Raw genomic sequence first — 21,840 nt, 5'->3', positions numbered from 1 at the left:
AGGCGTCCGTTCTCCAAGCTCGCACAGGCCCGGGCACCGTGCATTTGGAGGCCGGCCGAGATGCGAACCGCGTCCGGGGCGGTGAGGCTGGGACGCGGGGGCCTCTATCAGGCAGGAGGGTTGCCATGTCCATCATGGACAAGCTCAAGGGCATGCTCAAAGGCCACGAGGACGAGGCGGGCAAGGGCATCGACAAGGCGGGCGACCACGTCGACGAGAAGACCCAGGGCAAGTACCGGTCCCAGGTCGACACGGCCCAGCAGAGGATGAAGGACGAGCTGGGCGGTCAGCAGCGGGACATCCCGCCGCACCCCTGAACCGCGACCGCGGGAAGGCAGAGCCGCGCCGGCGGGGCGCACCGTGCCGCGGGCTAGAATCGCGGGGTTTGTCCCCGCCCGGCCGGCCCGTACGGAGTTCCCCCGATGCACAGCCCCCACGACCCGTACGTCCGCGTCCGCGGCGCCCGTGAGCACAACCTCAAGGGCGTCGACGTGGACATCCCGCGGGACGTGCTGGTCGTCTTCACGGGCGTGTCCGGCTCGGGCAAGTCGTCGCTGGCGTTCGGCACGGTGTACGCGGAGGCGCAACGGCGCTACTTCGAGTCGGTGGCGCCGTACGCGCGCAGGCTGATCCACCAGGTGGGAGCGCCGAAGGTCGGGGAGATCACGGGGCTGCCGCCGGCGGTCTCGCTCCAGCAGCGCCGCTCGTCGCCGACCTCCCGCTCCTCCGTCGGCACGGTCACGAACCTCTCCAACTCGCTGCGCATGCTCTTCTCCCGCGCCGGCACCTATCCGCCCGGCGCCGAGCGGCTCGACTCCGACGCCTTCTCCCCCAACACGGCGGCCGGAGCGTGCCCGGAGTGCCACGGCCTCGGGCGGGTGCACCGCACGACCGAACAGTCGCTGGTCCCCGATCCCTCGCTGTCCGTGCGCGAGGGCGCGATCGCGGCGTGGCCGGGCGCCTGGCAGGGCAAGAACCTGCGCGACATCCTCGACGCGCTCGGGCACGACGTGGACCGGCCGTGGCGGGACCTGCCCGCCGAGGAGCGGGAGTGGATCCTGTTCACCGACGAGCAGCCGGTGGTCACGGTGCACCCGGTGCGGGACGCCGATCGCATCCAACGCCCGTACCAGGGCACGTACATGAGTGCCCGTCGGTATGTGATGAAGACGTTCGCGGACTCCAAGAGCCCGACCCTGCGGGCGAAGGCGGAGCGCTTCCTGACCAGCGCGCCCTGTCCGGTGTGTCGCGGCGCCCGGCTGCGGCCCGAGGCACTGGCGGTGACCTTCGCGGGCCGTACGATCGCCGAACTGGCCGCGCTGCCCCTGGCCGAGCTGGCCGGGCTGCTCGACGGCGGGTCCGAGACCGCGCGCGTCCTCACCGACGACCTCAAGTCCCGTATCGCCCCGGTCGTCGAGCTCGGTCTCGGCTATCTCGGCCTCGACCGCGCCACGCCCACCCTCTCGGCCGGTGAGCTCCAACGGCTGCGGCTCGCCACGCAGTTGCGCTCCGGGCTCTTCGGCGTGGTGTACGTCCTCGACGAGCCGTCCGCCGGTCTGCACCCGGCGGACACCGAGGCGCTGCTCACGGTGCTGGCCCGGCTGAAGGCGGCCGGCAACTCGGTGTTCGTGGTGGAGCACCACCTGGACGTGGTGCGCGGCGCCGACTGGCTGGTGGACGTGGGCCCGCGCGCAGGCGAGCACGGCGGACGGGTGCTGCACAGCGGCCCGGTGGCGGACCTGGCGTCGGTCCCGGAGTCGGCGACGGCCCGCTTCCTCTTCGGCCGCTCCCCCGCACCCGCGCGGTCGGCGCGTTCGCCGCGCGGCCGGCTGACGGTCGGGCCGGTCACCCGGCACAACCTGCGCGGGGTGACGGCCGAGTTCCCGCTCGGCGTGTTCACGGCGGTCACCGGTGTGTCGGGCTCCGGCAAGTCGACGCTGATCGGCGAGATCACCGAGGATGCGGCGGGGGTGGAACGGCTGGTCTCGGTCGACCAGCGGCCCATCGGGCGCACCCCGCGCTCCAACCTGGCGACCTACACAGGACTGTTCGACGTGGTACGGAAGGTGTTCGCGGCCACCGACGAGGCACGGGAGCGCGGTTACGGCGTCGGGCGGTTCTCCTTCAACGTGGCGGGAGGGCGCTGCGAGACCTGTCAGGGCGAGGGTTTCGTCAGTGTCGAGCTGCTGTTCCTGCCGAGCACGTACGCGCCCTGCCCGGACTGCGGCGGGGCCCGCTACAACCCCGAGACCCTGCGGGTGACCCACCAGGGGCGGAACATCGCGCAGGTCCTCGACCTCACGGTGGAGAGCGCGGCGGAGTTCTTCGCGGACACCCCGGCCGTGGCCCGCAGCCTGGGCACGCTGCTCGACGTGGGGCTCGGCTATCTGCGGCTCGGGCAGCCGGCGACGGAGCTGTCCGGCGGGGAGGCCCAGCGGATCAAGCTGGCGAGCGAACTGCAGCGCGGGCGGCGCGGCCACACCCTCTACCTGCTGGACGAGCCGACGACCGGTCTGCACCCGGCCGATGTCGAGGTGCTGATGGGCCAGTTGCACGATCTGGTCGACGCGGGGCACACCGTGGTGGTCGTCGAGCACGACATGTCGGTGGTCGCGGGCGCGGACTGGGTGATCGACCTGGGACCGGGCGGCGGCGACGCGGGCGGCCGCATCGTGGCGGCGGGCACTCCGGAGCAGGTGGCCGAGGCGAAGGACAGCGCCACCGCGCCCTACCTGGCCCGCGTCATGGTCTGAGCCGGGTCCGCCCCTGCCCTGCGTGCTGAGCCGGGCCCACGTCACCGTCGTCCGCGTCCCGTGGGGCGGCGACAGTGGCGTGGGCCCGGTCAGGCGGCGCTCGGGGAACGGCCGCTGTCGGCGACGACGGCCGTGTGGGTCCAGGTCGGTTCGCCCATGACCGGCTCGGCGGCGCGGGCGAGGGTGCGGCGGTCGGGGTACGAGCCGGGACGGATCGCGTCCCGCACCTCCACCTCGGCCGTCAGCCCCCGCGCCTTGACCACCCGCCACATCGAGGCGAGCAGCGAGTCGTCGCCGACGAACGCGGCGGCGGTCCCGGCGGCCCCGCCGTCGAGCCGGTAGCGGATGCCGACCGGCTGGACCGGCACTCCCGCGTTCAGCGCGGCCTGGAACACGGCACGCCGGAAGCGGCCGTGCGCCCGGCCGCACCAGGTGCTGCCCTCGGGGAAGACCGCGACCGCCGCGCCGCCGCGCAGGGTGTCGGCGATCCGCTCGACCGTGTCCGGCAGCGTCCGCAGCCGGTCACGCTCGATGAACAGCACGCCGCCGCGCGCGGCCAGCGGGCCCGCCACCGGCCACTTCCGTATCTCGGACTTGGCCAGCATCCGGGCCGGCCGCACGGCGGCCAGCAGCGGGATGTCCAGCCAGGAGATGTGATTGGCCACCAGGAGCAGTCCGCCGGTGGGTGCGGCGGTGCCGGTGATCCGGATCCGGACCCCGGCGACCCGTACGATCGCCCGGCACCACCACCTGACCGGCCCGGCGGGGATCCTCCCCCGCAAGCGGGGGGACCCCCAGCCGAGCGGGAGCAGCACGACCCCGGCCAGGACCAGGATCACGACCCCCGTGAGCCGCAGCACGGCACGTGGTACGGCCGTGGCGGACCCCGTCGGTTCCACGCACGCCCCGGGGGTGCAGGGCGCGCTGGGCAGCCAGACGCTCATCAGGACGGCACGAGCGAGAGGAAGTGCTTCAGGTAGCGCGGGTTGACCCGGCGCATCGACAGCAGCACGTACAGGTCCGCGACCCCGAAGTCCGGGTCGTGCGCCGGCTCGGCGCAGACCCAGGCGCCGAGGCGGAGGTAGCCGCGCAGCAGGGCCGGGAGCTCGGCCCGCTCGGTGGGGGCGGGCCGGTTCGGGATCCAGGGCACCAGCGGACGTACTCGGAACTCCTCGGGCGCCAGGTGCTTGGCCTGGACCCGGTCCCAGGTGGCGCTCGCGAGGGCGCCGCCGTCGGCGAGCGGGATGGAGCAGCAGCCCGCCAGCCACTCGTGGCCGCGGTCGACCATGTAGCGGGCGATGCCGGCCCAGATCAGCCCTATGACCGCGCCGTCGCGGTGGTCGGGGTGGACGCAGGAACGGCCGACCTCGACCAGGCCCGGTCGGATCGAGTCGAGCGGGGCCAGGTCGAACTCGCTCTCCGAGTACAGCCGCCCGGCGACCGCGGCCCGCTCCGGCGGCAGCAGCCGGTAGGTGCCGACGACCTGCCCGGTCATGGTGTCGTTCACGAGCAGGTGGTCGCAGTACGCGTCGAAGGCGTCGATGTCGTACCCCGGCTGCGGGGTGGACAGCAGAGCGCCCATCTCGCCGGCGAAGACGTCGTGCCGCAGACGCTGCGCGGCACGCACGTCGGCCTCGTCACGGGCGAGGGTGACGGTGTAGCGGGTGGGTGCCGCGGGCTGCGGGGGACGGTCGAGGGTGGAAACGCCGGTCATGGCTCTCTCCTGGTCACGGGCCGGTTCGGCGACGGAGGCGACGGGCCGGTTGCGTACGGCCCGCCGCTCCTGTTCTTCCTATGCCGGTTGGCGTGCGCGTGACCTGTGTCAGGAGAGGGGATGTGGGGATGTTGAACGCCGGGTCCCGGACGTTCAGCTGTCCTTCGTCACGCACCCGGCGAGCAGGTGCCCGGCCTCCGCCGGAGCGAGCACGCGCTCCATGACGAGGGCGCCCGTCATGTGCGGGAAGAACCGCCCCGCGGGCCAGCTCCGCTCGTACGGCGGCGGGTCCAGGAAGTGCCGCGCACCGCGGCCTCGAAACCGGCGACGGCTGCGCGGAACCGCTCCCTCCCCCTGTTTCCAAAGATCATGTGCGCAGCCTATCGACGGCGGGGTCGCGAAGCGGGACCGGGGATGAGCACCACTCCCGGTCCCGCCCGTCCGCCCGCTCGGCGAACGTCTGGTGCGCGAGGGCCGCCAACTACGCCGAAGGCGCTACCTCTTCGCGCCCTTCCGGGTGGCCCGCAGCCACTCCTTGTTCATGCTGGTGATCGACACCAGTGGAATGCCCTTGGGACAGGCGGTCGCGCACTCACCGGCCAGCGTGCAGCCGCCGAAGCCCTCCTCGTCCATCTGCGCCACCATGTCCAGCACCCGCGTCTCGCGCTCGGGCGCCCCCTGCGGCAGCACGTTCAGGTGGTTGATCTTGGCGGAGGTGAACAGCATGGCCGCCCCGTTCGGGCAGGCGGCCACGCATGCCCCGCACCCGATGCACTCGGCGTGCTCGAAGGCGAAGTCCGCGTCCGGCTTCGGCACCGGCGTCGCGTGCGCCTCCGGCGCGGACCCGGTCGGCGCCGTGATGTACCCGCCGGCCTGGATGATCCGGTCGAACGCGGACCGGTCGACGACCAGGTCCTTGATCACCGGGAACGCCGAGGCCCGCCACGGCTCGATGTCGATCGTGTCGCCGTCCCGGAAGGACCGCATGTGCAGCTGGCAGGTCGTGGTGCGCTCCGGCCCGTGCGCGTCGCCGTTGATGACGAGCGAGCACGCGCCGCAGATGCCCTCGCGGCAGTCGTGGTCGAAGGCGACCGGGTCCTCGCCCCGGAGGATGAGCTCCTCGTTGAGCGTGTCGAGCATCTCCAGGAAGGACATGTCGGAGGAGATGCCGTCCACCTCGTACGTGGACATGGCGCCGTCGGCGTCGGCGTTCTTCTGCCGCCAGACGCGCAGGGTGAGCTTCATGCGTAGCTCCGCTGGGTGGGGTGGACGTACTCGAAGACCAGGTCTTCCTTGTGCAGGACGGGGGCCCCGCCGGTGCCGGTGAACTCCCAGGCGGCCGCGTAGGAGAACGCGTCGTCCCGGCGGGCGGCCTCGCCGTCGGGTGTCTGGGACTCCTCGCGGAAGTGGCCGCCGCAGGACTCGGCGCGGTGCAGTGCGTCGAGGCACATCAGCTCGGCGAGCTCCAGGTAGTCGACGACGCGGTTGGCCTTCTCCAGCGACTGGTTGAACTCCTCGCCGGTGCCGGGCACCTTGATGCGCCGCCAGAACTCCTCGCGGATCTGCGGGATGCGCTCCAGTGCCTTGCGCAGTCCCGCGTCGCTGCGGGCCATGCCGCAGAACTCCCACATCAGTTCGCCGAGTTCGCGGTGGAAGGAGTCGGGGGTGCGGTCGCCGTCGACGGCGAGGAGCAGGTTGAGCCGGTCCTCGGTCTCGGCCAGCACCTCCTGGACCGCCGGGTGTTCGGCGGTGATCCGCTCCTGGTGCGGATTGCGGGCGAGGTAGTCGTTGACGGTGGCCGGGAGGACGAAGTAGCCGTCGGCCAGGCCCTGCATCAGCGCGGAGGCGCCGAGCCGGTTGGCGCCGTGGTCGGAGAAGTTGGCCTCGCCGACCGCGAACAGGCCCGGGACCGTGGTCTGCAGGTCGTAGTCGACCCACAGTCCGCCCATCGTGTAGTGCACGGCGGGGTAGATCCGCATCGGCACCTCGTACGGATCCTCGTCGGTGATCCGCTGGTACATGTCGAAGAGGTTGCCGTACTTCGCCTCGACGGCGGCCCGACCCATTCGCTTGATCGCGTCCGCGAAGTCCAGGTACACGCCCTGCCCGCCGGGGCCCACTCCCCTGCCCTCGTCGCAGACGTTCTTGGCGGCGCGGGAGGCGATGTCGCGCGGGACCAGGTTGCCGAAGGACGGGTAGATGCGCTCCAGGTAGTAGTCGCGCTCGTCCTCGGGGATCTTGTTCGGCGGCCGGGTGTCGCCCTTGGCCTTCGGCACCCAGATCCGGCCGTCGTTGCGCAGCGACTCGCTCATCAGGGTGAGCTTGGACTGGTGGTCGCCGGTGCGCGGGATGCAGGTGGGGTGGATCTGGGTGAAGCACGGGTTGCCGAAGTAGGCACCCCGGCGGTGCGCCCGCCAGATCGCGGTGGCGTTGGAGTTCATGGCGTTCGTCGACAGGTAGAAGACGTTGCCGTAGCCGCCGCTGGCGAGGACGACGGCGTCCGCGAAGTACGTGTCGATGCGGCCCGTGATCAGGTCCCGCGCCACGATCCCGCGCGCCCGTCCGTCGATGACGATCAGGTCGAGCATCTCGGTGCGCGGGTGCATTTCCACGTTCCCGGCCGCGATCTGCCGCGACAGCGCCTGGTAGGCACCGAGGAGGAGCTGCTGTCCCGTCTGGCCGCGGGCGTAGAACGTGCGCGAGACCTGGACGCCGCCGAAGGAGCGGGTGTCGAGCAGGCCGCCGTACTCGCGGGCGAAGGGCACGCCCTGCGCCACGCACTGGTCGATGATCTCCACCGAGATCTGCGCCAGGCGGTGGACGTTGGACTCGCGGGCGCGGAAGTCGCCGCCCTTGACGGTGTCGTAGAACAGCCGGTGGATCGAGTCGCCGTCGTTGCGGTAGTTCTTCGCCGCGTTGATGCCGCCCTGCGCGGCGATCGAGTGGGCGCGGCGCGGGGAGTCCTGGTAGCAGAACTGGACGACGTGGTAGCCCTGTTCGGCGAGCGTGGCACCGGCGGAGCCGCCCGCGAGACCGGTGCCGACGACGATCACCGTGTGCTTGCGCCGGTTGGCGGGGTTGACCAGCTTGGCCTCGAAGCGGCGCTTGTCCCAGCGCTCGTGGATCGGGCCGGAGGGTGCCCTGCCGTCGACGACGGGCGAGCCGGTCTCGTAGTTCGCGTAGGTTGTCATGTCAGCTCACCACTCCGGTCATGACGCCCACGGGTACGGCGATGAAGCCGGCCGTGAGCAGCAGTGCGAGAACATCGGCGACGGCCTTGAGGGCGCGGTCGCGGGTGCGGCTGCCGACGCCGAGGGTCTGGGCGGCGCTCCAGAATCCGTGCCGGACGTGCAGGCCGAGCGCCAGCATCGCGACGATGTAGACGACGTTGCCGTACCAGGTGGAGAAGGTGTCCACGACGTTCTGGTACGGGTGGCCCTCCTGGAAACCGCCGGAGTGCACGGTGCCGGTGGTCAGGTCCAGGAGGTGCCACACGAGGAACAGGCCGAGGATGATCCCGCCCCAGCGCATGGTGCGCGTCGCGTAGCTCGCCCGCGGCTTCTTGTGCACGTACTTGCTGGGCCGCGCCTTGATGTCGCGGCGGCTGAGCTGGTACGCGGACGTGGCGTGGGCGATCACGGCGGCCACGAGGACCACGCGGATGAGCCACAGCGTCCACTCGTAGTGCATGAACGGTTCGCCGACGGTGCGCAGCCAGTGGGCGTAGTGGTTGAACTCGCCCGCCCCGAAGTAGATCTTCAGGTTGCCGATCATGTGGGCGACCAGGTACAGCAGCATGATCAGCCCGCTGACCGCCATCACGGTCTTCTTGCCGACGGTGGAGTCCCACACGGTGCGTGCCATGGACGGCCGTCGGTCCGTCCGCGTTGCCAGAGCCATGAGTCAGCACGCTAGGGCCGAAGGTCCCGATCGGTCCAAGACATGATCCGGCTCGTTTCCATAGGCCGGAGCTATCCTGAAGCCATGCAGTTCCAGCAGCTCCAGTACTTCGTGGCGGTCGCCGAGACCCGGCACTTCACCCGGGCCGCCGAGCTGGTCCATGTCGCGCAGCCGTCGCTGTCCCAGCAGATCAAGGCGCTGGAGCGGGAGCTGGGGGCGGATCTGTTCCTGCGGGCCCGGGGCAACATCACGCTCACCGACGCGGGCGAGGCGCTGCTCCCACTGGCCCGGCGGATCCTGGCCGACGCCGACACCGCCCGGCACGAGGTGCAGGAGCTGGTGCAGCTGCGCGGCGGCCGCGTCCGCCTGGGCGCCACGCCGAGCCTGTGCACCGGGCTGCTCCCGGACGTGCTGCGGGCCTTCCACGACCGCTATCCCGGCATCCGGCTGCTGATCGAGGAGGGCGGCTCCCACGATCTCGTACGGGAGCTCGCGCGCGGCGCCCTCGACCTCGCCCTGATCGTCCTCCCCCTGCCCCCCGCCTCGCCCGCCCTGACCACGGTGGAGTTGCTGCGCGAGGACCTGGTGGTGGTCTCGTCGACGGAGGCGCCCGCGCCGGGATGCCGGGACGGACTGGTGATGCGCGTCGCCGACCTGGAGGGCGAGCGCCTCGTGATGTTCCGGCACGGCTACGACCTGCGCGAGCTCACCGTGGCCGCGTGCCGCTCCGCGGGGTTCGAGCCGCACTTCGCTGTCGAGGGGGGTGAGATGGACGCGGTGTTGGGGTTCGTGCGGGCGGGGCTGGGCGTGGCCGTGGTGCCGCGCATGGTTGCCACGCGGGCCGGACAGGGGCTCAGGGTGACGCCGCTCGCCCGGCCGGGGCTGCACCGCACGATCGCGCTGGCCCACCGCAGCGATGTGGCTCCGCCTCGGGCCGCGCGGGAGTTGCAGCGGATGTTGCTTGAGCGGTGAGGGTGGGTTTGCCCGGGTGCGTCTGCCTCTGGGGCGCCGTCGGGGGGTGCGGGTTGTGTGTGGCTGGTCGCGCAGTTCCCCGCGCCCCCAAGGGGGAGGGCGGGCGCTTGGCCAGGTACCTCTGCCTCTTCAGCGCCGCCCGGCGGTGCGGGCTTGGCGTGGCTGGTCGCGCAGTTCCCCGCGCCCCCAAGGGGGAGGGCGGGCGCTTGGCCGGGTGCGTCTGCCTCTTCAGCGCCGCCCGGGGGTGCGGGCTTGGCGTGGCTGGTCGCGCAGTTCCCCGTGCCCCTGGGGGGAACTGCGCCGACCGTGTTTCTTGGGTTCAGCCCGTTGCGTCCACCAGGGCCAGGTCGTGGAGGCGCTCCGGTGGGCCCGGGCGGGCGTAGTACCAGCCCTGGGCCGTGTCGCAGCCCAGAATCCGCAGCTGTTCGGCCTGCGCGCCCGTCTCCACGCCCTCCACGGTGACCGCGAGGTCGAGGCTGTGGGCCAGCGAGACGATCCCCTCGACGATCTTGAGGTCGACCGGGTCCGCCGGGAACTGCTGCATGCTCTGCGTGAAGGAGCGGTCCAGCTTGAGGATGCTCACCGGCAGCCGGCGCAGGTTGGCGAGGTTGGAGTAGCCGGTGCCGAAGTCGTCGAGGGCGATGTCGACACCCATCTCGGCGAGCCGGCGCAGCGGTTTGAGCAGGTCGTCGTCGGCGCCGATCAACGCGGACTCGGTGACCTCCAGGCACAGCGAGTCCGGCTGCACGCCGAGGCGTTCCAGAATGTCCACCGTGTCCTGCACCAGCCCGGGATGGGTGAGCTGGCACGGCGAGAGGTTGACGTTGATGCGCAGCGGGCCGGAGTCCGTCTGCTCGCCATGGCGCTCGCGCCACTCGCGGGCCTGGCGGACCGACTCCTCCAGGACCCAGCGGCCCAACGGCACGATGAGCCCGGTGTGTTCGGCGAGCGGGATGAACCGGTCGGGGCCGAGGACGCCGTGCTGCGGATGCAGCCAGCGCACCAGGGCCTCGGCGCCGCGGACACTGCCGTCGCCGAGGTGGACCAGCGGCTGGTACTCGATGAAGAACTCGCCCCGGTCCAGGGCCGCGGGCAGCGCGGTGGTCAGGCCGTGCCGGGTGATGGCGCGGGCGTCGGCCTCCGGGTCGGCCAGCTCGGAGCGGTTGCCGCCCGCCGACTTGGCCCGGTACATCGTGATGTCGGCGCTGCGCAGCACCTCGGCCGGGGTGCGCTCGCCCGCCGGGCCCTCGACGATGCCGATGCTGCCGCGCACCAGGAGTTCACGGCCGTCGATGCGGATCGGGGTGACGAGCGCGTTCATGATGCGTTCGGCGAGGTCGTCGACCTCGCTCTCGGTGGCGGGACCGGTGGTCAACGCCACGAACTCGTCGCCGCCGAGCCGGGCGACCATCTCGCCCGGCGCGGTCGCGCAGGACTGGAGCCGGTCGGCGACCTCGACGAGCAGCCGGTCGCCGGCCGCGTGGCCCAGGCTGTCGTTGATGGTCTTGAAGCCGTCCAGGTCGAGGTAGCACAGTCCGAAGCGCTGCCCCTCGCCCGCGTTCAGGGCCTTCTCCAGGCGCTCGAAGAACAGCGTGCGGTTGGGCAGTCCGGTGAGCGCGTCGTGCGTGGCCTCGTAGCGCAGCCGGAGGTTGAGCAGCCGCCGCTCGGTGGTGTCCTCCATGAGGGCGAGCTGGTACTGCGGGTTGCCGTCGGCGTCGCGCAGCAGGGAGACCGTCAGGTTGGTCCAAAGGACCGTGCCGTCGGGGCGGTTGAACGCCTTCTCGACGTGGTAGTGGTCGCGGTCGCCGCGCACCAGTTCGTCGTAGAGCCGCCAGGTCTGGGGCGCGTCGTCGGGGTGGGTCCACTCCATGACGTTGCGGCCGCGCACGCTCTGCTCGGAGCCGCCGAACATGCGCAGCAGCGCCCCGTTGACCTGGAGCACGTTTCCGTCGAGGTCGGCGATGCCGATTCCTATGGCCGCGCCCTCGAACACCGCGCGGAAGCGGGCCTCGGTGGCGTGCAGCGCCTGCGCCACGACTCCCTGGGCGCGCAACGCGGCCTGGGCGATGGCCTCCTGCTCGCCCAGGGTGCGCTCGCGCAGCGCCTGGGCGAACCCGGCCGCCATGGCGTGCTGGAGCCGCGAGGAGCGCATCCGCAACTCCTCCTGCGGGCCGTCCTCACCGCAGTAGAGCACCAGGTAGGCGTCGACGCAGTCCAGGGTGCGGGTGAGCGCCTCGGGGTCGGTGCAGTGCGCGCCGATGAGCGCGGCGCCGACCGCCTTGGCCTCGTCGGCGTCGAAGCTCCTGGTCCGCAGCGCCCCGCTCAACCGGCGGGCGAGCGGGAGGAGTTGTTCCTCGAACTCCGGCCGGGTCAGCGACGTCGAGGTCACCGGGAAGACCGCCCGGCTCCAGATCGTCGCGAACCGGCGCAGTCTGTCCTCCGGGCCGTCCGGCTCCGCGGTCACGCCGTACGCCCCACGCCGGCGAATCCGGAGAAGGCATACGGATCCTCGTCCTCCGGCGCCGATTCCGGCCGCCAGCGCGGCATCGGCACCAGTCCGGGTTCCACCATGTCGTACCCCTCGAAGAACCGCGCGATCTCCTCGCGCGAGCGCATGATCAGAGGATTGCGAATGTCCTTGTATACGTCCACCGCGCCCTCGGCCCGCTCCGGTGACAGCGGGATTCCCTCGTACGAGGCATGCGTGAGGATCAGCAGGCTGCCGGGAGCGAGCGCGTCGCTCAACTCGGCCACCGCCGCATACGGGTCGTCCGCGTCTTCCACGAAATGCAGTATGGCAACGAGAAGCAGCGCCACTGGCCGATTCAGGTCGATGAGCCGCTCGACCTGGTGGCTGGAGAGGATCTCCTGGGGCTTGCGGAGGTCGGCGGCGACGACGTCCGCGTCCTCGTTGCCCGCCAGGACGGCATGGCTGTGCGCCACGGCCACCGGGTCGTGGTCGACGTAGACGACCCGGGTGCCGGGCCTGGCCGCCTGGGCCACCTCGTGGACATTGCCGAACGTCGGGATGCCGGAGCCGATGTCGAGGAACTGCGTGATGCCCTCGTCGGCCGCGAACCGCACGGCGCGGCGCATGAACGCCCGGTTCGCCTGCATGATCTTGGGGAGCCCCGGCATGAACTCCATCGCCTTGCGGGCCGCCTCACGGTCGACCTCGAAATTGTGCGAACCGCCCAGGTAGTAGTCATAGATACGCGAAACGCTCGGCACCGTGATGTCGATGCTCCGTGGGGCCCAGGCGGGACGCTCCATGTATCTCTCCAAGGGGTAGGCGACAGGTCCAGGCGATCCGGTGTTCGAGCAGAGGCTACTGATCGCCCGCCAAAGGAGCGACCCGAACCGGAAATTGACCGTCCGTTCCCGGTCACCACGTCTGGCCTGTGACGGTGCGCCACGCGGCAAAGGGTCCGCCCCCTCCGTGCGGTGCGGAGGGGGCGGACCCGGTGGTCGGGCGTCGGTGCGGGACGACCCTGGGGAGGTGGTCTCTACTTGGACGCGCCGACCAGCTTGCCGTCGGGGCGGACGGCGTACCACGTGCCGCCGACGCCCTGACCGTTGGTCTCCCCGGCAGCCTTGTCGCCGGAGAAGGTGTAGATCGGCCAGCAGTCGACCGTCATCTGCTTGACGCCGTCGGACCGGGTGAAGCCCATCAGGCCCTTCTTCTCCACGCCCTTGGTGTCACCGGCCTCGACCGGAGCGACCGCGGGCCACTTCTCCAGGCAGGCTCCGGTGCAGTTGGACACGGACTTGGGCCATGCCTTGTCCTTGACGAAGCGGTAGACGGTCATGCCGTTGCGGTCGACCACGATCTCGCCGAGCTTGGCGTCCTTGCGGGTCGACAGGCCGGCCGAGCTCGACCCGCTCGCCTTCTTGCCGTTGGGGGCCAGCGCGAACCACTTGCCGCCCACGCCCTGGCCGTTGACGTCACCGGAGTTGACGTCCTTGGCGTAGCGGTAGGCCGGCCAGCCGCCGACGGTCAGCTGCTTGGTGCCGTCGGCACGGGTCACCTCGCCGAGCAGGGCCTTGTCGATACCGGCGCCGGCCGTGGCGTCGTCCGCGGGGACCGGCGGCCAGGTGGTGGCACAGTCGCCGTTGCAGTTCGACTTGGGGGGATTGGCGGTGTCCGCGTCGAACCGGTAGAGGGTGAGGCCGGCCTTGTCGGTCAGCACACTGCCCAGCTCCGGGTTCTTCGCCACGGACAGCTCACCGGCCGGCGACGCGGCCGCGGTCGGGGCGCTCGACGCCTGGCTGCCGTCGGCGCCGTAACCATTGCCCGCACCGGTGCCGGCACCCGCCGTGACACTGCCGTAATCGCCCGCGGCCGCCGTCGCACCGACGTTCTGGGCCGCCGACGACGGAGTGGTGGCGTTGTCCTGACCGCACGCCGTCGTCAGCACCAGCACCGACGCGGCCGTCGCCACCATTGAGGCGCCCCGCCAGGAGGTCTTCATCGTCAACTCCCCATTATCGCCTGGATGTTGCAGCGCCTCTGTGTCGCCGCACGACATTGGGTACGGACGGGACGGGCCGATGTGTTCAACGCGGGCCCAAATTTCTTTCCGGAACCTGTGACACCCCCGGCCACTCCCCGCACAGGCGTGCGCGCCGGACGGCCGCCGGAGACGGGGCTTTCAAACCGCCGTACGCCCTTTGTCCCCCCTTCGGGCCATTCCCCGGGCACCCCGGCGTGACAGGGCCTTTGGCGGCTCATGATCTCGATCGTGCATGGACCCGTACGGACCCGATTCGCGCCCGCCGCAAGGATGTTGACCCTGTTGACGCTGACGTGGGTGTGCGTGGGCTGCCCGGCCGGCCCGGCGGAGGCCGACGCCTGCGCGTACGCCTCGACGGGGCCGGACGGCACGGTGGCGGTGGCCGTCGCCGGTGGCGACTCCTGGCCCACTTTGCCGCCCTGGCCGAAGCCCACCCTGCCGCACTGCCCGCCCCCCACGCCGACCCCGACCCCCACACCGCCCCCACCCAAGCCCACGCCGCACCCGGCGCCACCGAAGCCGAGGCCCACGCCGAAACCGAGGCCCACGCCGAAGGCACCACCTCCGCCCGCGCCCCGGCCGGTCCCGCCGCCGCCCGCACCGGCACCGCGGCCGACACCGAAGCCGACCCCGCCGCCCAAGCCCAGCCCGCGTCCCTCGCTCACCCCGGTGAGCTATCCGCGGTACCAGCCCCGGCCGACCGGACGGCCCTCGCCAGGCCGCACGTCCCCGGTCACCTACGTCCTGCTCATCACCGTTCCCGCGGTGGTCGCCGTCGCCGCGCTGCGTCCGCGCTGACGCGCCGTTCTCTGGAGGTACCTGTTGTCGGATTGGCTTGTTCTCGCCCTCGCCATGCTGGGCGCGTGTGCCGTGGTGGTCGTCATCACCCTCGTTCGGCACCGCACGGCGTCCGAGGACGACGATCCCACCGAGACCCCCGACGTCATCGAGTACATGACCATGTGGATCGGCGTCGTCTACGCCATCGTGCTGGGTCTGGCCGTGGCGGGCGTGTGGGAGGCACGCAGCGTCGCCCAGGACCACGTCCAGGCGGAGGCCCAGGCGCTGCACGAGATCTCGGAGAGGGTCCGGGTCTACCCGCCGGACGTCCGTAACCGCATTCGGGAGGATGTCAACGCCTATGTCGGACACGTCGTGACCACCGAGTGGAAGACGATGGTCGACCACGGCAGCCTCACCGACCGCGGCACCGAACTGCTCGGCCGGGTCCGCGAGGACGTCACGGACTTCGAACCGAAGTCGGACTTCGAGGCGCAGGCCTACCAGCCGCTCCTCGACCAGGTCGCCGCGGCCGACCAGGCGCGCAACGCCCGGGCGGACTCGACCGGGGCGACCATGCCGGGCGTGGTGTGGTTCGGACTGCTCACCGGAGGCGCGGTCACCGTCGCCATGGTGTTCGCCCTGCAGATCCGCCGCACCCGGCGCGAGCTCATCCTGGCCGGGCTGTTCTCCGCGACGATCGCCTTCATGCTCTTCCTGATCTGGGACCTCGACGCGCCCTACAGCCGGGGCATCACGGCGACGGCCCAGCCGTTCCTGAGTCTCTTCCCGCACATCAGGGCGTGAGGTCCCACTCCGTGTCCCCACAGGCCTTCGCCCCGGGGTCCCTGGCGGGACCGGGGCGAAGGCCTGTCGGTGTGCGAGGTGTTCTTCGAAGGGATGCCACCCGGCAGCGGGGCCGCCGGGTCAGATGCGCCGCTCCTGCCTGCGACGCAGCAGGAACACCCCGCCGCCGATCACGGACGAGGCCACCAGACCGCCGCCGATGGCCATGTCGGTCTTCGTCGCCCCGGTGGAGGAACTGCCGCCGAGGCCGCCCAGGACGCCGCCCATGACGGTGAAGGCCCCCGGACTGGTGAGGGTCCGTCCGTTGCAGTTGACCGTGATGTCGTACCGGCCGGGACGAGCGTCCCGGTTGACGGTGGCGAAGCCGCTCGACTGGCCGTTGCCGCCGTTGACCCCCGACAGCGAGGGCGAGCGGAAGGCCTGCGAGGACGCGGTGCCGCCGCCCTGGCAGCCCTGGACCGTGATGCCGAGCCGGCCCCCTGGGGCGATCACGTTCGGCGAGGCGATGATGTTCCTCGCGAAGCCGCCGAAGTCGTCGATGCCCGGTCGGAACCCGGTGCTGTTGCCGACGGAGCCGTTGAGGCCCACCCCGTCGTTCCAGACCCCGTTGTTGTTCCCGACGCCGTTGTTGTTCCCGACGCCGTTGCCCGGGCGGAACCCTTCGTTGTTGCCGATCCCGTTGGGATACCCGTTGGGGAACCCGTTGCCGAAACCGTTGTTCGGGCGGAACCCGTTGTTGTTGCCCAGGCCGTTGTTCCCGAAGCCGTTGTTGTTGAAGAAGTTGTTGTTGAAGACGTTGTTGCCGTCGCGGTCGTTGAACCCCGGTCGGAACCCGTTGTTGGGCAGGTTGTTGAAGCCGAACCCGCCGATGCCGACGCCGACCCCGCCCACGCCGAAGCCGTTGACGCCGCCGACCCCGTTGCCCAGGACGGACGTGTTGTTGTTGCTGCTCGGACCGCCCGGGTTGCCCGGAACGGCCGACTCGTTGCTGCTGGGGCCGCCCCCGTTGCCCACCGTGCCGTCCGCGACGGCCACCGGCGCGGTGACCCCGAGGGTGGCGACCACGGCGGCCGCTGCCGCCAGGGCGCGTGAGTTTCCCATGTGATCCTCCGCGGGAGGCACCCCGGGACCCGTCCCCGGTCGATCGGCGAGAAAGCACCTCCCGTACAGACCCTCAGATGTGCGGAACACGCCCGCATTTCGAGAATGGTCCGTCCTGGTGAGGGGACATGCCCGATAAAAGCCACATGATCGGATATTGTCGCAGGTCACGGACCGTCAGAAAATTTCCGGTCGACGGCTACTCGGATGGCGCAGCAAAGGCCGTTCGGGCCACCCGTTCGTACCTGTCCTCGTCGCCGCTCGCGTCGAGGGGTCTTAGCGTTTTCGTATGCGCGAATGACGTGGCGAAGGCTGCGCCGAGAGGGGAAGCGAATGTACGGGTCCGAGCTCTCCGAGCTGTTCGCGGAGGAGGAGCGGCAAAGGAAGCGTGCCCCATGGGGCGTCATAGCGCTCGTTCTGCTGACCGGTCTCGCACTCATTCGGAACGGTTCCGGGGAGTTCGACGTGGGGCCGCCGCAGCCCGCACAGGCGGCGGCGGCCGTGGACAGCCGTGTTCCGGGCGCCGTCGTCGCGAAGGCCCCGGACGCGCTGCCGTTCGCCGCCGCCGACCGGGTGAGGATCACCGCGATCCAGGTCGACGCGCCCGTGCAGCCCGTCGGCCTCGACGCGAACGGCTGGGTCGACGCGCCTCCCCCGGAGAACCCGAACCTGGCCGGCTGGTTCACCGGGGCCGTCTCGCCCGGCGAGAAGGGCACCGCCGTGATCGTCGGTCATGTCGACAACCAGCAGGGGCCCGCCGTGTTCTACGGGCTGGGCTCCCTGAAGAAGGGGAACCAGATCGAGGTCGGCCGCAAGGACGGCAGGACCGCCGTGTTCGAGGTCTACGGCGTGGAGGTGTTCGCGAAGAGCAACTTCCCCGGCGACCGCGTCTACGGCTCCAAGGGCACGCCCGAGCTGCGGGTCATCACCTGCGGGGGCGGTTTCTCCAAGCAGCACGGCTACGACGGGAACGTCGTCGTCTTCGCCCGCCTGGTCGGGGTCCGCTGAGCGGGCCCCGGCCGGGCGGGCGGCGGGCGGTCAGCCGAGCGCCCGCCTCGGTACGGTCGGGTGGTAGCCCTCGTCCAGGAGGTACGGCAGATAGGTGCGCAGGGCGCGGACGCTCTGCGAGCGGTCGCCGCCGGCGTCGTGGGAGAGCACGACGACACCGGCACCGGCACCCTCCTCGATCCGCTCGATGATGGTGCCGGTGCCGGGGGTGGTCCAGTCGAGGCTGTCGACCGTCCAGGCCAGCGGCTCCATGCCCAGCTCGGCGCCGAGTTGGAAGGCGGCCCGGTTCCAGGCGCCGTAGGGGGCGCGGAACCACTGCGGGCGTTCCCCGTAGGCCTCCTCGATGACGTCGCTGGTGCTCTCCATCTCGGTGCGGATGCGGGAGCGGCCGAGCTCGGTCAGGAGCGGGTGGGACCAGGTGTGGTTGCCGACGACATGGCCCTCGTCGGCCATGCGGGCCAGCAGGTCCCGGTTCCAGTCGGCCATCTCGCCGCAGACGAAGAACGTGGCCCGGACGTCGTACTGGGCCAGCGTGTCCAGGATGTGCGGGGTGAAGTCGGGGTCGGGGCCGTCGTCGAAGGTCAGGAACATGTGGTGGCCGCGCCCGGACATGCGCAGGATCGGTTCGCGCCGTACGGGGGTGCGGCCGGGTACGGCGCGGGTGGGCCCGTTCTCCGTCAGGGGCCTCAGCCGGTAGACGGAGGGTTTGTGCGGACGGCTCGCCGGGGCGCCGGCGGCGGGCGCGGCCGGCCGGGCGGGGGCGGTGTCCGAGGGGCCGGAGAAGAGCAGACCGGCCGTGCCGGCCGCCCCCAGGGCACCGGCGCCGGCGAGCAGCAGCCGGCGTCGTGTGAGCAACTGATCCTTCTGCATGCCCCATCAGTCGCCCCGCGGGCGACGGGCGCACCGCAGCGACACCGCCGTGGCGTCGGGAAACACCCGCTCGGCCCAGTAGGTCCCGCCGCAGGTCAGCGGCGGCGGACCAGCGGGAAGGGCAGGGTCTCCCGGATCGTCAGGCCGGTGAGGAACATGACGAGCCGGTCGACGCCGATGCCGAGTCCGCCGGTGGGTGGCATGGCGTACTCCAGGGCGTCGAGGAAGTCCTCGTCCAGCTCCATCGCCTCGGGGTCTCCCCCGGCGGCGAGCAGCGACTGGGCGGTGAGCCGGCGGCGCTGTTCGACGGGGTCGGTCAGTTCGGAGTAGGCGGTGCCGAGTTCGGTGCCGAAGGCGACGAGGTCCCAGCGTTCGGCGAGCCGCGGGTCGCTGCGGTGCTGCCGGGTGAGCGGGGAGACGTCGGTCGGGAAGTCCTTGTAGAAGGTGGGCAGCCGGGTCGCTCCCTCCACCAGGCGCTCGTACATCTCCAGGACGATGTCGCCGTGGCGGTCGTCCGCGATGTAGGGGACGTGCGCGCGTTCGCACAGCCGGCGCAGGCTCGGTACGTCCGTGCCGGGGTCGATCTCCTCGCCGAGCGCCTCGGAGACGGCCGCGTACACCGTGGTGACGGGCCAGCGCCCGGAGATGTCGTACTCCTCGCCGTCCTTGCGGACGACGGGCGCGCCGAGGGCGGCGGTGGCGGCGCCCTGGATCAGTTCGCGGGTGAGGTCGAGCATCACGTCGTAGTCGGCGTGCGCCTGGTAGGCCTCCAGCATCGTGAACTCGGGGTTGTGCTTGTGGTCGACGCCCTCGTTGCGGAAGGTGCGGCCGAGTTCGAAGACCCTCTCCAGACCGCCGACGCACAGCCGCTTCAGATACAGCTCGGGCGCGATGCGCAGATAGAGGTCGAGGTCGTAGGCGTTGATGTGGGTGGTGAAGGGGCGGGCGTTGGCCCCGCCGTGGATCTGCTGGAGCATCGGGGTCTCGACCTCCAGGAAGCCGCGCTCCAGCAGCCCCTGGCGCAGGGCCTGTACGGCGGTGGAGCGGGCGCGGATCACGGCGCGGGCGTCGGCGCTGGTGACCAGGTCGAGGTAGCGCATGCGGACCTTGGTCTCGGGGTCGGCGAGGCCACGGCGCTTGTCGGGCAGCGGGCGCAGGCATTTGCCGGTCAGCCGCCAGGAGGTGACGAAGACGGTCGGCTCGCCCTTGTCGCTGCGGCCCGCGCGGCCGGTCGCGGTGAGATGGTCGCCGATGTCGGTGTCGGCGGTGAACCGGCGGAGGTCGGGTCCGAGGGCGGCGCGGGTGAGGGCGAGTTGACGGTCGTCGGACCAGTCGCGCAGCACCACGAAGACGATGCCGCCGAAGTCGCGGACCAGCATGACGCGGCCGGCGACGGTGACCTCCGCTCCCTCGGCGGCCTCGACGATCTGGGCGACCTCGGCGAGGCTGTGGGTGGGCGGGGGGACGCCCACGGGGTAGGGGTCGATGCCGTCCGCGCGGAGCCGGTCGAGGGTGTGGTGCCGGACGCGGACCTGCTCGGGCAGGCCCGTGTCCGGGGCGGCGGGCCCGGTCTCGCCCCCTCCGTCGAGGCCGAGCTCCGCCAGGGGCGGCAGGCCTTCGGTGGTCGCGGGCCGCTGCCCGGCCTTCGGGTGCCCCTTTTCCCGGAGTTTGCGCAGTGACGGTACGGAGACGAAGCCCTCGGCGATGGCGGAGGCGAGGCCGATGCGGGCGAGGGAGGCGGTCTCGCCGTAGCAGATGAAGCGCGGGTACCAGTCGGGGTGGTACTTGGCGTTGGAGCGGTACAGGGCCTCCAGTTGCCACCACCGGGAGAAGAACAGCAGCAGGCGGCGCCACAGCCTGAGGACGGGTCCGGCGCCGATGCGGGCGCCCTCCTCGAACACCGAGCGGAACACCGCGAAGTTGAGGGAGATGCGGTGCACGCCCACTTTCGGGGCGGCCGCGCACAGGTCGGCGACCATGAACTCCATGACGCCGTTGGGGGCGGTGCGGTCACGGCGCATCAGGTCGAGGGAGATGCCGTCGCGGCCCCAGGGCACGAAGGACAGCAGGGCGAGGAGCCGGCCGTCCGCACCGAGCGCCTCCACCAGGAGGCAGTCGCCGTCGGCCGGGTCGCCGAGCCGGTCGAGCGCCATGGAGAAGCCGCGTTCGGTCTCGGTGTCGCGCCAGGCGTCGGCCTTGTCGACGACCTGCTCCGTCTCGGCGTCGGTGAGGTCGCGGTGGCGGCGGACGCGGCAGGTGGCGCCGGTGCGCCGCACGCGGTGCACGGCCTGCCGGGTGACGCGCATGTCCCGGCCCTCCAGGTCGAAGCCGGGCACGTGCAGGATCGCCTCGTCGCCGAGTTGGAGGGCGCCGAGCCCGGCGCGGGCGTAGGCGGTGGCGCCGTCCTCGGAGGCGCCCATCACGGCGGGCGCCCAGGCGTGCCGGCGGGCGATGCCCAGCCATGCGGCGATGGCGTGCGGCCAGGCCTCGCGGTCGCCGACGGGGTCGCCGCTTGCCAGGCAGACGCCGGCCTCGACGCGGTAGGTGACGGCGGCCTTGCCGCTGGGCGAGAAGACGACGGCTTTGTCGCGCCGGGTGGCGAAGTAGCCGAGGGAGTCGTCCTCGCCGTACGCCCGAAGGAGGGCGCGGATACGGGGCTCCTCGTCGTCGTGCAGGGCGGCCTCCAGGCGCTGCGAACGGAACAGCGTGGCCGCCGCGTTCAGCAGGGCGAGGGCGCCGAACAGGCCGAGCAGGAAGGTGACGAAGTGGGGCGGGCGGCCGCCGAAGGAGCGGGCCGAGACCAGTCCGCCGCACACCCGGTCGGCGGCCCAGCCCAGATGCTGGGTCGGTGGCAGCGTGCCGGGGAACAGCGCGACCAGGCCCCAGCCGATCAGGATGGCCACGGCGAGTCCGGCCAGCAGCACGACGAGGGCCCGCCACACGGCGCCGCGGCGGGAGGCGGCGTAGAACTCCCCGCGGGCCACGACCAGCAGGGCGAGCGCGAGCCCGCACACCACCAGGGACGGGAGCGACTGGGCGTACAGGCCGAGGGCGAGGCCGAGGACGTCGGAGAGGACCAGCAGGCCCAGGTAGACGACGACCAGCCACCAGGCGACCTTCTTGCGCGCGCCGGTCGCGGCGGCCAGCAGGAACAGGAAGACGGCGTAGGCGAGGTTGGCGCTGACGGGGACGACGAGCAGGTCGAGGGTGCGCACGACCGGGCGGAGCAGGACGCGCAGCGGAGCGATGAACGCGAGCAGGCCGCACAGCAGTCCGAGGGCGCCGAAGAAGGTGGCGAAGCCTTCCGGCACCCGGCTGAGGAAGCCGCTCGCGGGCCGGCGGCCCGCGGTGTCCTTGCGGGGGGCGGCCGCCACGGTGGCACTCATGTTCCGACTGTAGGAAGGCCTCGGGCCGCGCGCCC

Annotated in this window: 17 protein-coding genes; 6 read left to right on the top strand and 11 right to left on the bottom strand. The window is 71.7% G+C overall.

Features of this window, described 5'->3' with window-relative positions:
• Positions 1-125 precede the first annotated feature (125 nt).
• Positions 126-317 carry an antitoxin gene (locus ACWGKT_RS00685; RefSeq protein ID WP_453271879.1) on the top strand — a complete coding sequence of 64 codons (192 nt, stop codon included), beginning with the start codon at positions 126-128 and terminating at the stop codon, positions 315-317.
• A gap of 105 nt (positions 318-422) precedes the next feature.
• A complete protein-coding gene (locus ACWGKT_RS00680) occupies positions 423-2,753 on the top strand; it encodes an ATP-binding cassette domain-containing protein (RefSeq protein ID WP_453271878.1) in 2,331 nt (776 codons plus the stop codon).
• An 89-nt stretch (positions 2,754-2,842) separates the two neighbouring features.
• On the opposite strand, the gene ACWGKT_RS00675 is transcribed toward ACWGKT_RS00680, so the two are convergent.
• The 5 genes from ACWGKT_RS00675 to ACWGKT_RS00655 all read right to left on the bottom strand — a co-directional run bounded on the left by ACWGKT_RS00675 (position 2,843) and on the right by ACWGKT_RS00655 (position 8,331).
• Positions 2,843-3,697, bottom strand: a complete 855-nt coding sequence (locus tag ACWGKT_RS00675; protein WP_453271877.1) for a lysophospholipid acyltransferase family protein — start codon at positions 3,695-3,697, stop codon at positions 2,843-2,845.
• Positions 3,697-4,467 carry a GNAT family N-acetyltransferase gene (locus ACWGKT_RS00670; RefSeq protein WP_453271876.1) on the bottom strand — a complete coding sequence of 257 codons (771 nt, stop codon included), beginning with the start codon at positions 4,465-4,467 and terminating at the stop codon, positions 3,697-3,699. The genes ACWGKT_RS00675 and ACWGKT_RS00670 overlap by 1 nt, the downstream gene beginning before the upstream one ends.
• A gap of 495 nt (positions 4,468-4,962) precedes the next feature.
• Positions 4,963-5,712 carry a succinate dehydrogenase/fumarate reductase iron-sulfur subunit gene (locus tag ACWGKT_RS00665; protein WP_356144628.1) on the bottom strand — a complete coding sequence of 250 codons (750 nt, stop codon included), beginning with the start codon at positions 5,710-5,712 and terminating at the stop codon, positions 4,963-4,965.
• Positions 5,709-7,658, bottom strand: coding sequence for a fumarate reductase/succinate dehydrogenase flavoprotein subunit (locus ACWGKT_RS00660; protein WP_453271875.1), 1,950 nt, complete (start codon positions 7,656-7,658; stop codon positions 5,709-5,711). Before ACWGKT_RS00660 ends, ACWGKT_RS00665 begins: the two co-directional genes overlap by 4 nt.
• 1 nt (position 7,659) lies before the next feature.
• Positions 7,660-8,331: a succinate dehydrogenase gene (locus ACWGKT_RS00655; protein ID WP_356144624.1), complete on the bottom strand. Its 672-nt coding sequence runs from the start codon at positions 8,329-8,331 to the stop codon at positions 7,660-7,662.
• 120 nt (positions 8,332-8,451) lie between these two features.
• Here ACWGKT_RS00655 and ACWGKT_RS00650 point away from each other — a divergent pair, with 120 nt between their 5' ends.
• Positions 8,452-9,339 (top strand): LysR family transcriptional regulator, encoded by an 888-nt coding sequence (locus ACWGKT_RS00650; RefSeq protein ID WP_356144623.1) that lies wholly within the window; start codon positions 8,452-8,454, stop codon positions 9,337-9,339.
• A 319-nt stretch (positions 9,340-9,658) separates the two neighbouring features.
• On the opposite strand, the gene ACWGKT_RS00645 is transcribed toward ACWGKT_RS00650, so the two are convergent.
• From ACWGKT_RS00645 to ACWGKT_RS00635, 3 genes are all read right to left on the bottom strand, one after another.
• The gene (locus ACWGKT_RS00645; RefSeq protein WP_453271874.1) at positions 9,659-11,803 is read right to left on the bottom strand and encodes a putative bifunctional diguanylate cyclase/phosphodiesterase; all 2,145 of its coding nucleotides are present in this window, start codon (positions 11,801-11,803) and stop codon (positions 9,659-9,661) included.
• Positions 11,800-12,612, bottom strand: a complete 813-nt coding sequence (locus tag ACWGKT_RS00640) for an SAM-dependent methyltransferase (RefSeq protein WP_453271873.1) — start codon at positions 12,610-12,612, stop codon at positions 11,800-11,802. Before ACWGKT_RS00640 ends, ACWGKT_RS00645 begins: the two co-directional genes overlap by 4 nt.
• Positions 12,613-12,845: 233 nt before the next feature.
• On the bottom strand, positions 12,846-13,811 hold the full coding sequence (locus tag ACWGKT_RS00635; protein WP_453272081.1) for an SCO0930 family lipoprotein: 966 nt from the start codon (positions 13,809-13,811) through the stop codon (positions 12,846-12,848).
• A gap of 324 nt (positions 13,812-14,135) precedes the next feature.
• On the opposite strand from ACWGKT_RS00635, the gene ACWGKT_RS00630 reads away from it, so the two are divergent.
• Together ACWGKT_RS00630 and ACWGKT_RS00625 are read left to right on the top strand one after the other, a co-directional pair.
• On the top strand, positions 14,136-14,651 hold the full coding sequence (locus tag ACWGKT_RS00630; protein WP_453271872.1) for a hypothetical protein: 516 nt from the start codon (positions 14,136-14,138) through the stop codon (positions 14,649-14,651).
• Between the two features lie 24 nt (positions 14,652-14,675).
• Positions 14,676-15,440, top strand: a complete 765-nt coding sequence (locus ACWGKT_RS00625; RefSeq protein WP_453271871.1) for a bestrophin-like domain — start codon at positions 14,676-14,678, stop codon at positions 15,438-15,440.
• Positions 15,441-15,560: 120 nt separating this feature from the next.
• Here the strand turns inward: ACWGKT_RS00625 and ACWGKT_RS00620 are convergent, their stop codons facing one another.
• Positions 15,561-16,028 carry a hypothetical protein gene (locus ACWGKT_RS00620; protein WP_453272080.1) on the bottom strand — a complete coding sequence of 156 codons (468 nt, stop codon included), beginning with the start codon at positions 16,026-16,028 and terminating at the stop codon, positions 15,561-15,563.
• A gap of 846 nt (positions 16,029-16,874) precedes the next feature.
• On the opposite strand from ACWGKT_RS00620, the gene ACWGKT_RS00615 reads away from it, so the two are divergent.
• Positions 16,875-17,549 carry a class F sortase gene (locus ACWGKT_RS00615; protein WP_356150448.1) on the top strand — a complete coding sequence of 225 codons (675 nt, stop codon included), beginning with the start codon at positions 16,875-16,877 and terminating at the stop codon, positions 17,547-17,549.
• A 30-nt stretch (positions 17,550-17,579) separates the two neighbouring features.
• Here the strand turns inward: ACWGKT_RS00615 and ACWGKT_RS00610 are convergent, their stop codons facing one another.
• The gene (locus ACWGKT_RS00610; protein WP_453271870.1) at positions 17,580-18,419 is read right to left on the bottom strand and encodes a polysaccharide deacetylase family protein; all 840 of its coding nucleotides are present in this window, start codon (positions 18,417-18,419) and stop codon (positions 17,580-17,582) included.
• Positions 18,420-18,514: 95 nt separating this feature from the next.
• Positions 18,515-21,805, bottom strand: coding sequence for a bifunctional lysylphosphatidylglycerol synthetase/lysine--tRNA ligase LysX (lysX, locus tag ACWGKT_RS00605; protein WP_453271869.1), 3,291 nt, complete (start codon positions 21,803-21,805; stop codon positions 18,515-18,517).
• Between the last annotated feature and the right edge of the window lie 35 nt (positions 21,806-21,840).

The sequence above is a fragment of the Streptomyces sp. NPDC054794 genome (assembly GCF_053611585.1).
This window is presented reverse-complemented; position numbering and strand designations above follow the sequence as displayed.

Bases quoted from the DNA above. Each gene is read 5' to 3' on its own strand.
- ACWGKT_RS00685 (WP_453271879.1), top strand. From the start codon at position 126: ATGTCCATCATGGACAAGCTCAAGGGCATGCTCAAAGGCCACGAGGAC.
- ACWGKT_RS00680 (WP_453271878.1), top strand. From the start codon at position 423: ATGCACAGCCCCCACGACCCGTACGTCCGCGTCCGCGGCGCCCGTGAG.
- ACWGKT_RS00675 (WP_453271877.1), bottom strand. From the start codon at position 3,697: ATGAGCGTCTGGCTGCCCAGCGCGCCCTGCACCCCCGGGGCGTGCGTG.
- ACWGKT_RS00670 (WP_453271876.1), bottom strand. From the start codon at position 4,467: ATGACCGGCGTTTCCACCCTCGACCGTCCCCCGCAGCCCGCGGCACCC.
- ACWGKT_RS00665 (WP_356144628.1), bottom strand. From the start codon at position 5,712: ATGAAGCTCACCCTGCGCGTCTGGCGGCAGAAGAACGCCGACGCCGAC.
- ACWGKT_RS00660 (WP_453271875.1), bottom strand. From the start codon at position 7,658: ATGACAACCTACGCGAACTACGAGACCGGCTCGCCCGTCGTCGACGGC.
- ACWGKT_RS00655 (WP_356144624.1), bottom strand. From the start codon at position 8,331: ATGGCACGCACCGTGTGGGACTCCACCGTCGGCAAGAAGACCGTGATG.
- ACWGKT_RS00650 (WP_356144623.1), top strand. From the start codon at position 8,452: ATGCAGTTCCAGCAGCTCCAGTACTTCGTGGCGGTCGCCGAGACCCGG.
- ACWGKT_RS00640 (WP_453271873.1), bottom strand. From the start codon at position 12,612: ATGGAGCGTCCCGCCTGGGCCCCACGGAGCATCGACATCACGGTGCCG.
- ACWGKT_RS00635 (WP_453272081.1), bottom strand. From the start codon at position 13,811: ATGAAGACCTCCTGGCGGGGCGCCTCAATGGTGGCGACGGCCGCGTCG.
- ACWGKT_RS00615 (WP_356150448.1), top strand. From the start codon at position 16,875: ATGTACGGGTCCGAGCTCTCCGAGCTGTTCGCGGAGGAGGAGCGGCAA.
- ACWGKT_RS00610 (WP_453271870.1), bottom strand. From the start codon at position 18,419: ATGCAGAAGGATCAGTTGCTCACACGACGCCGGCTGCTGCTCGCCGGC.
- lysX (WP_453271869.1), bottom strand. From the start codon at position 21,805: ATGAGTGCCACCGTGGCGGCCGCCCCCCGCAAGGACACCGCGGGCCGC.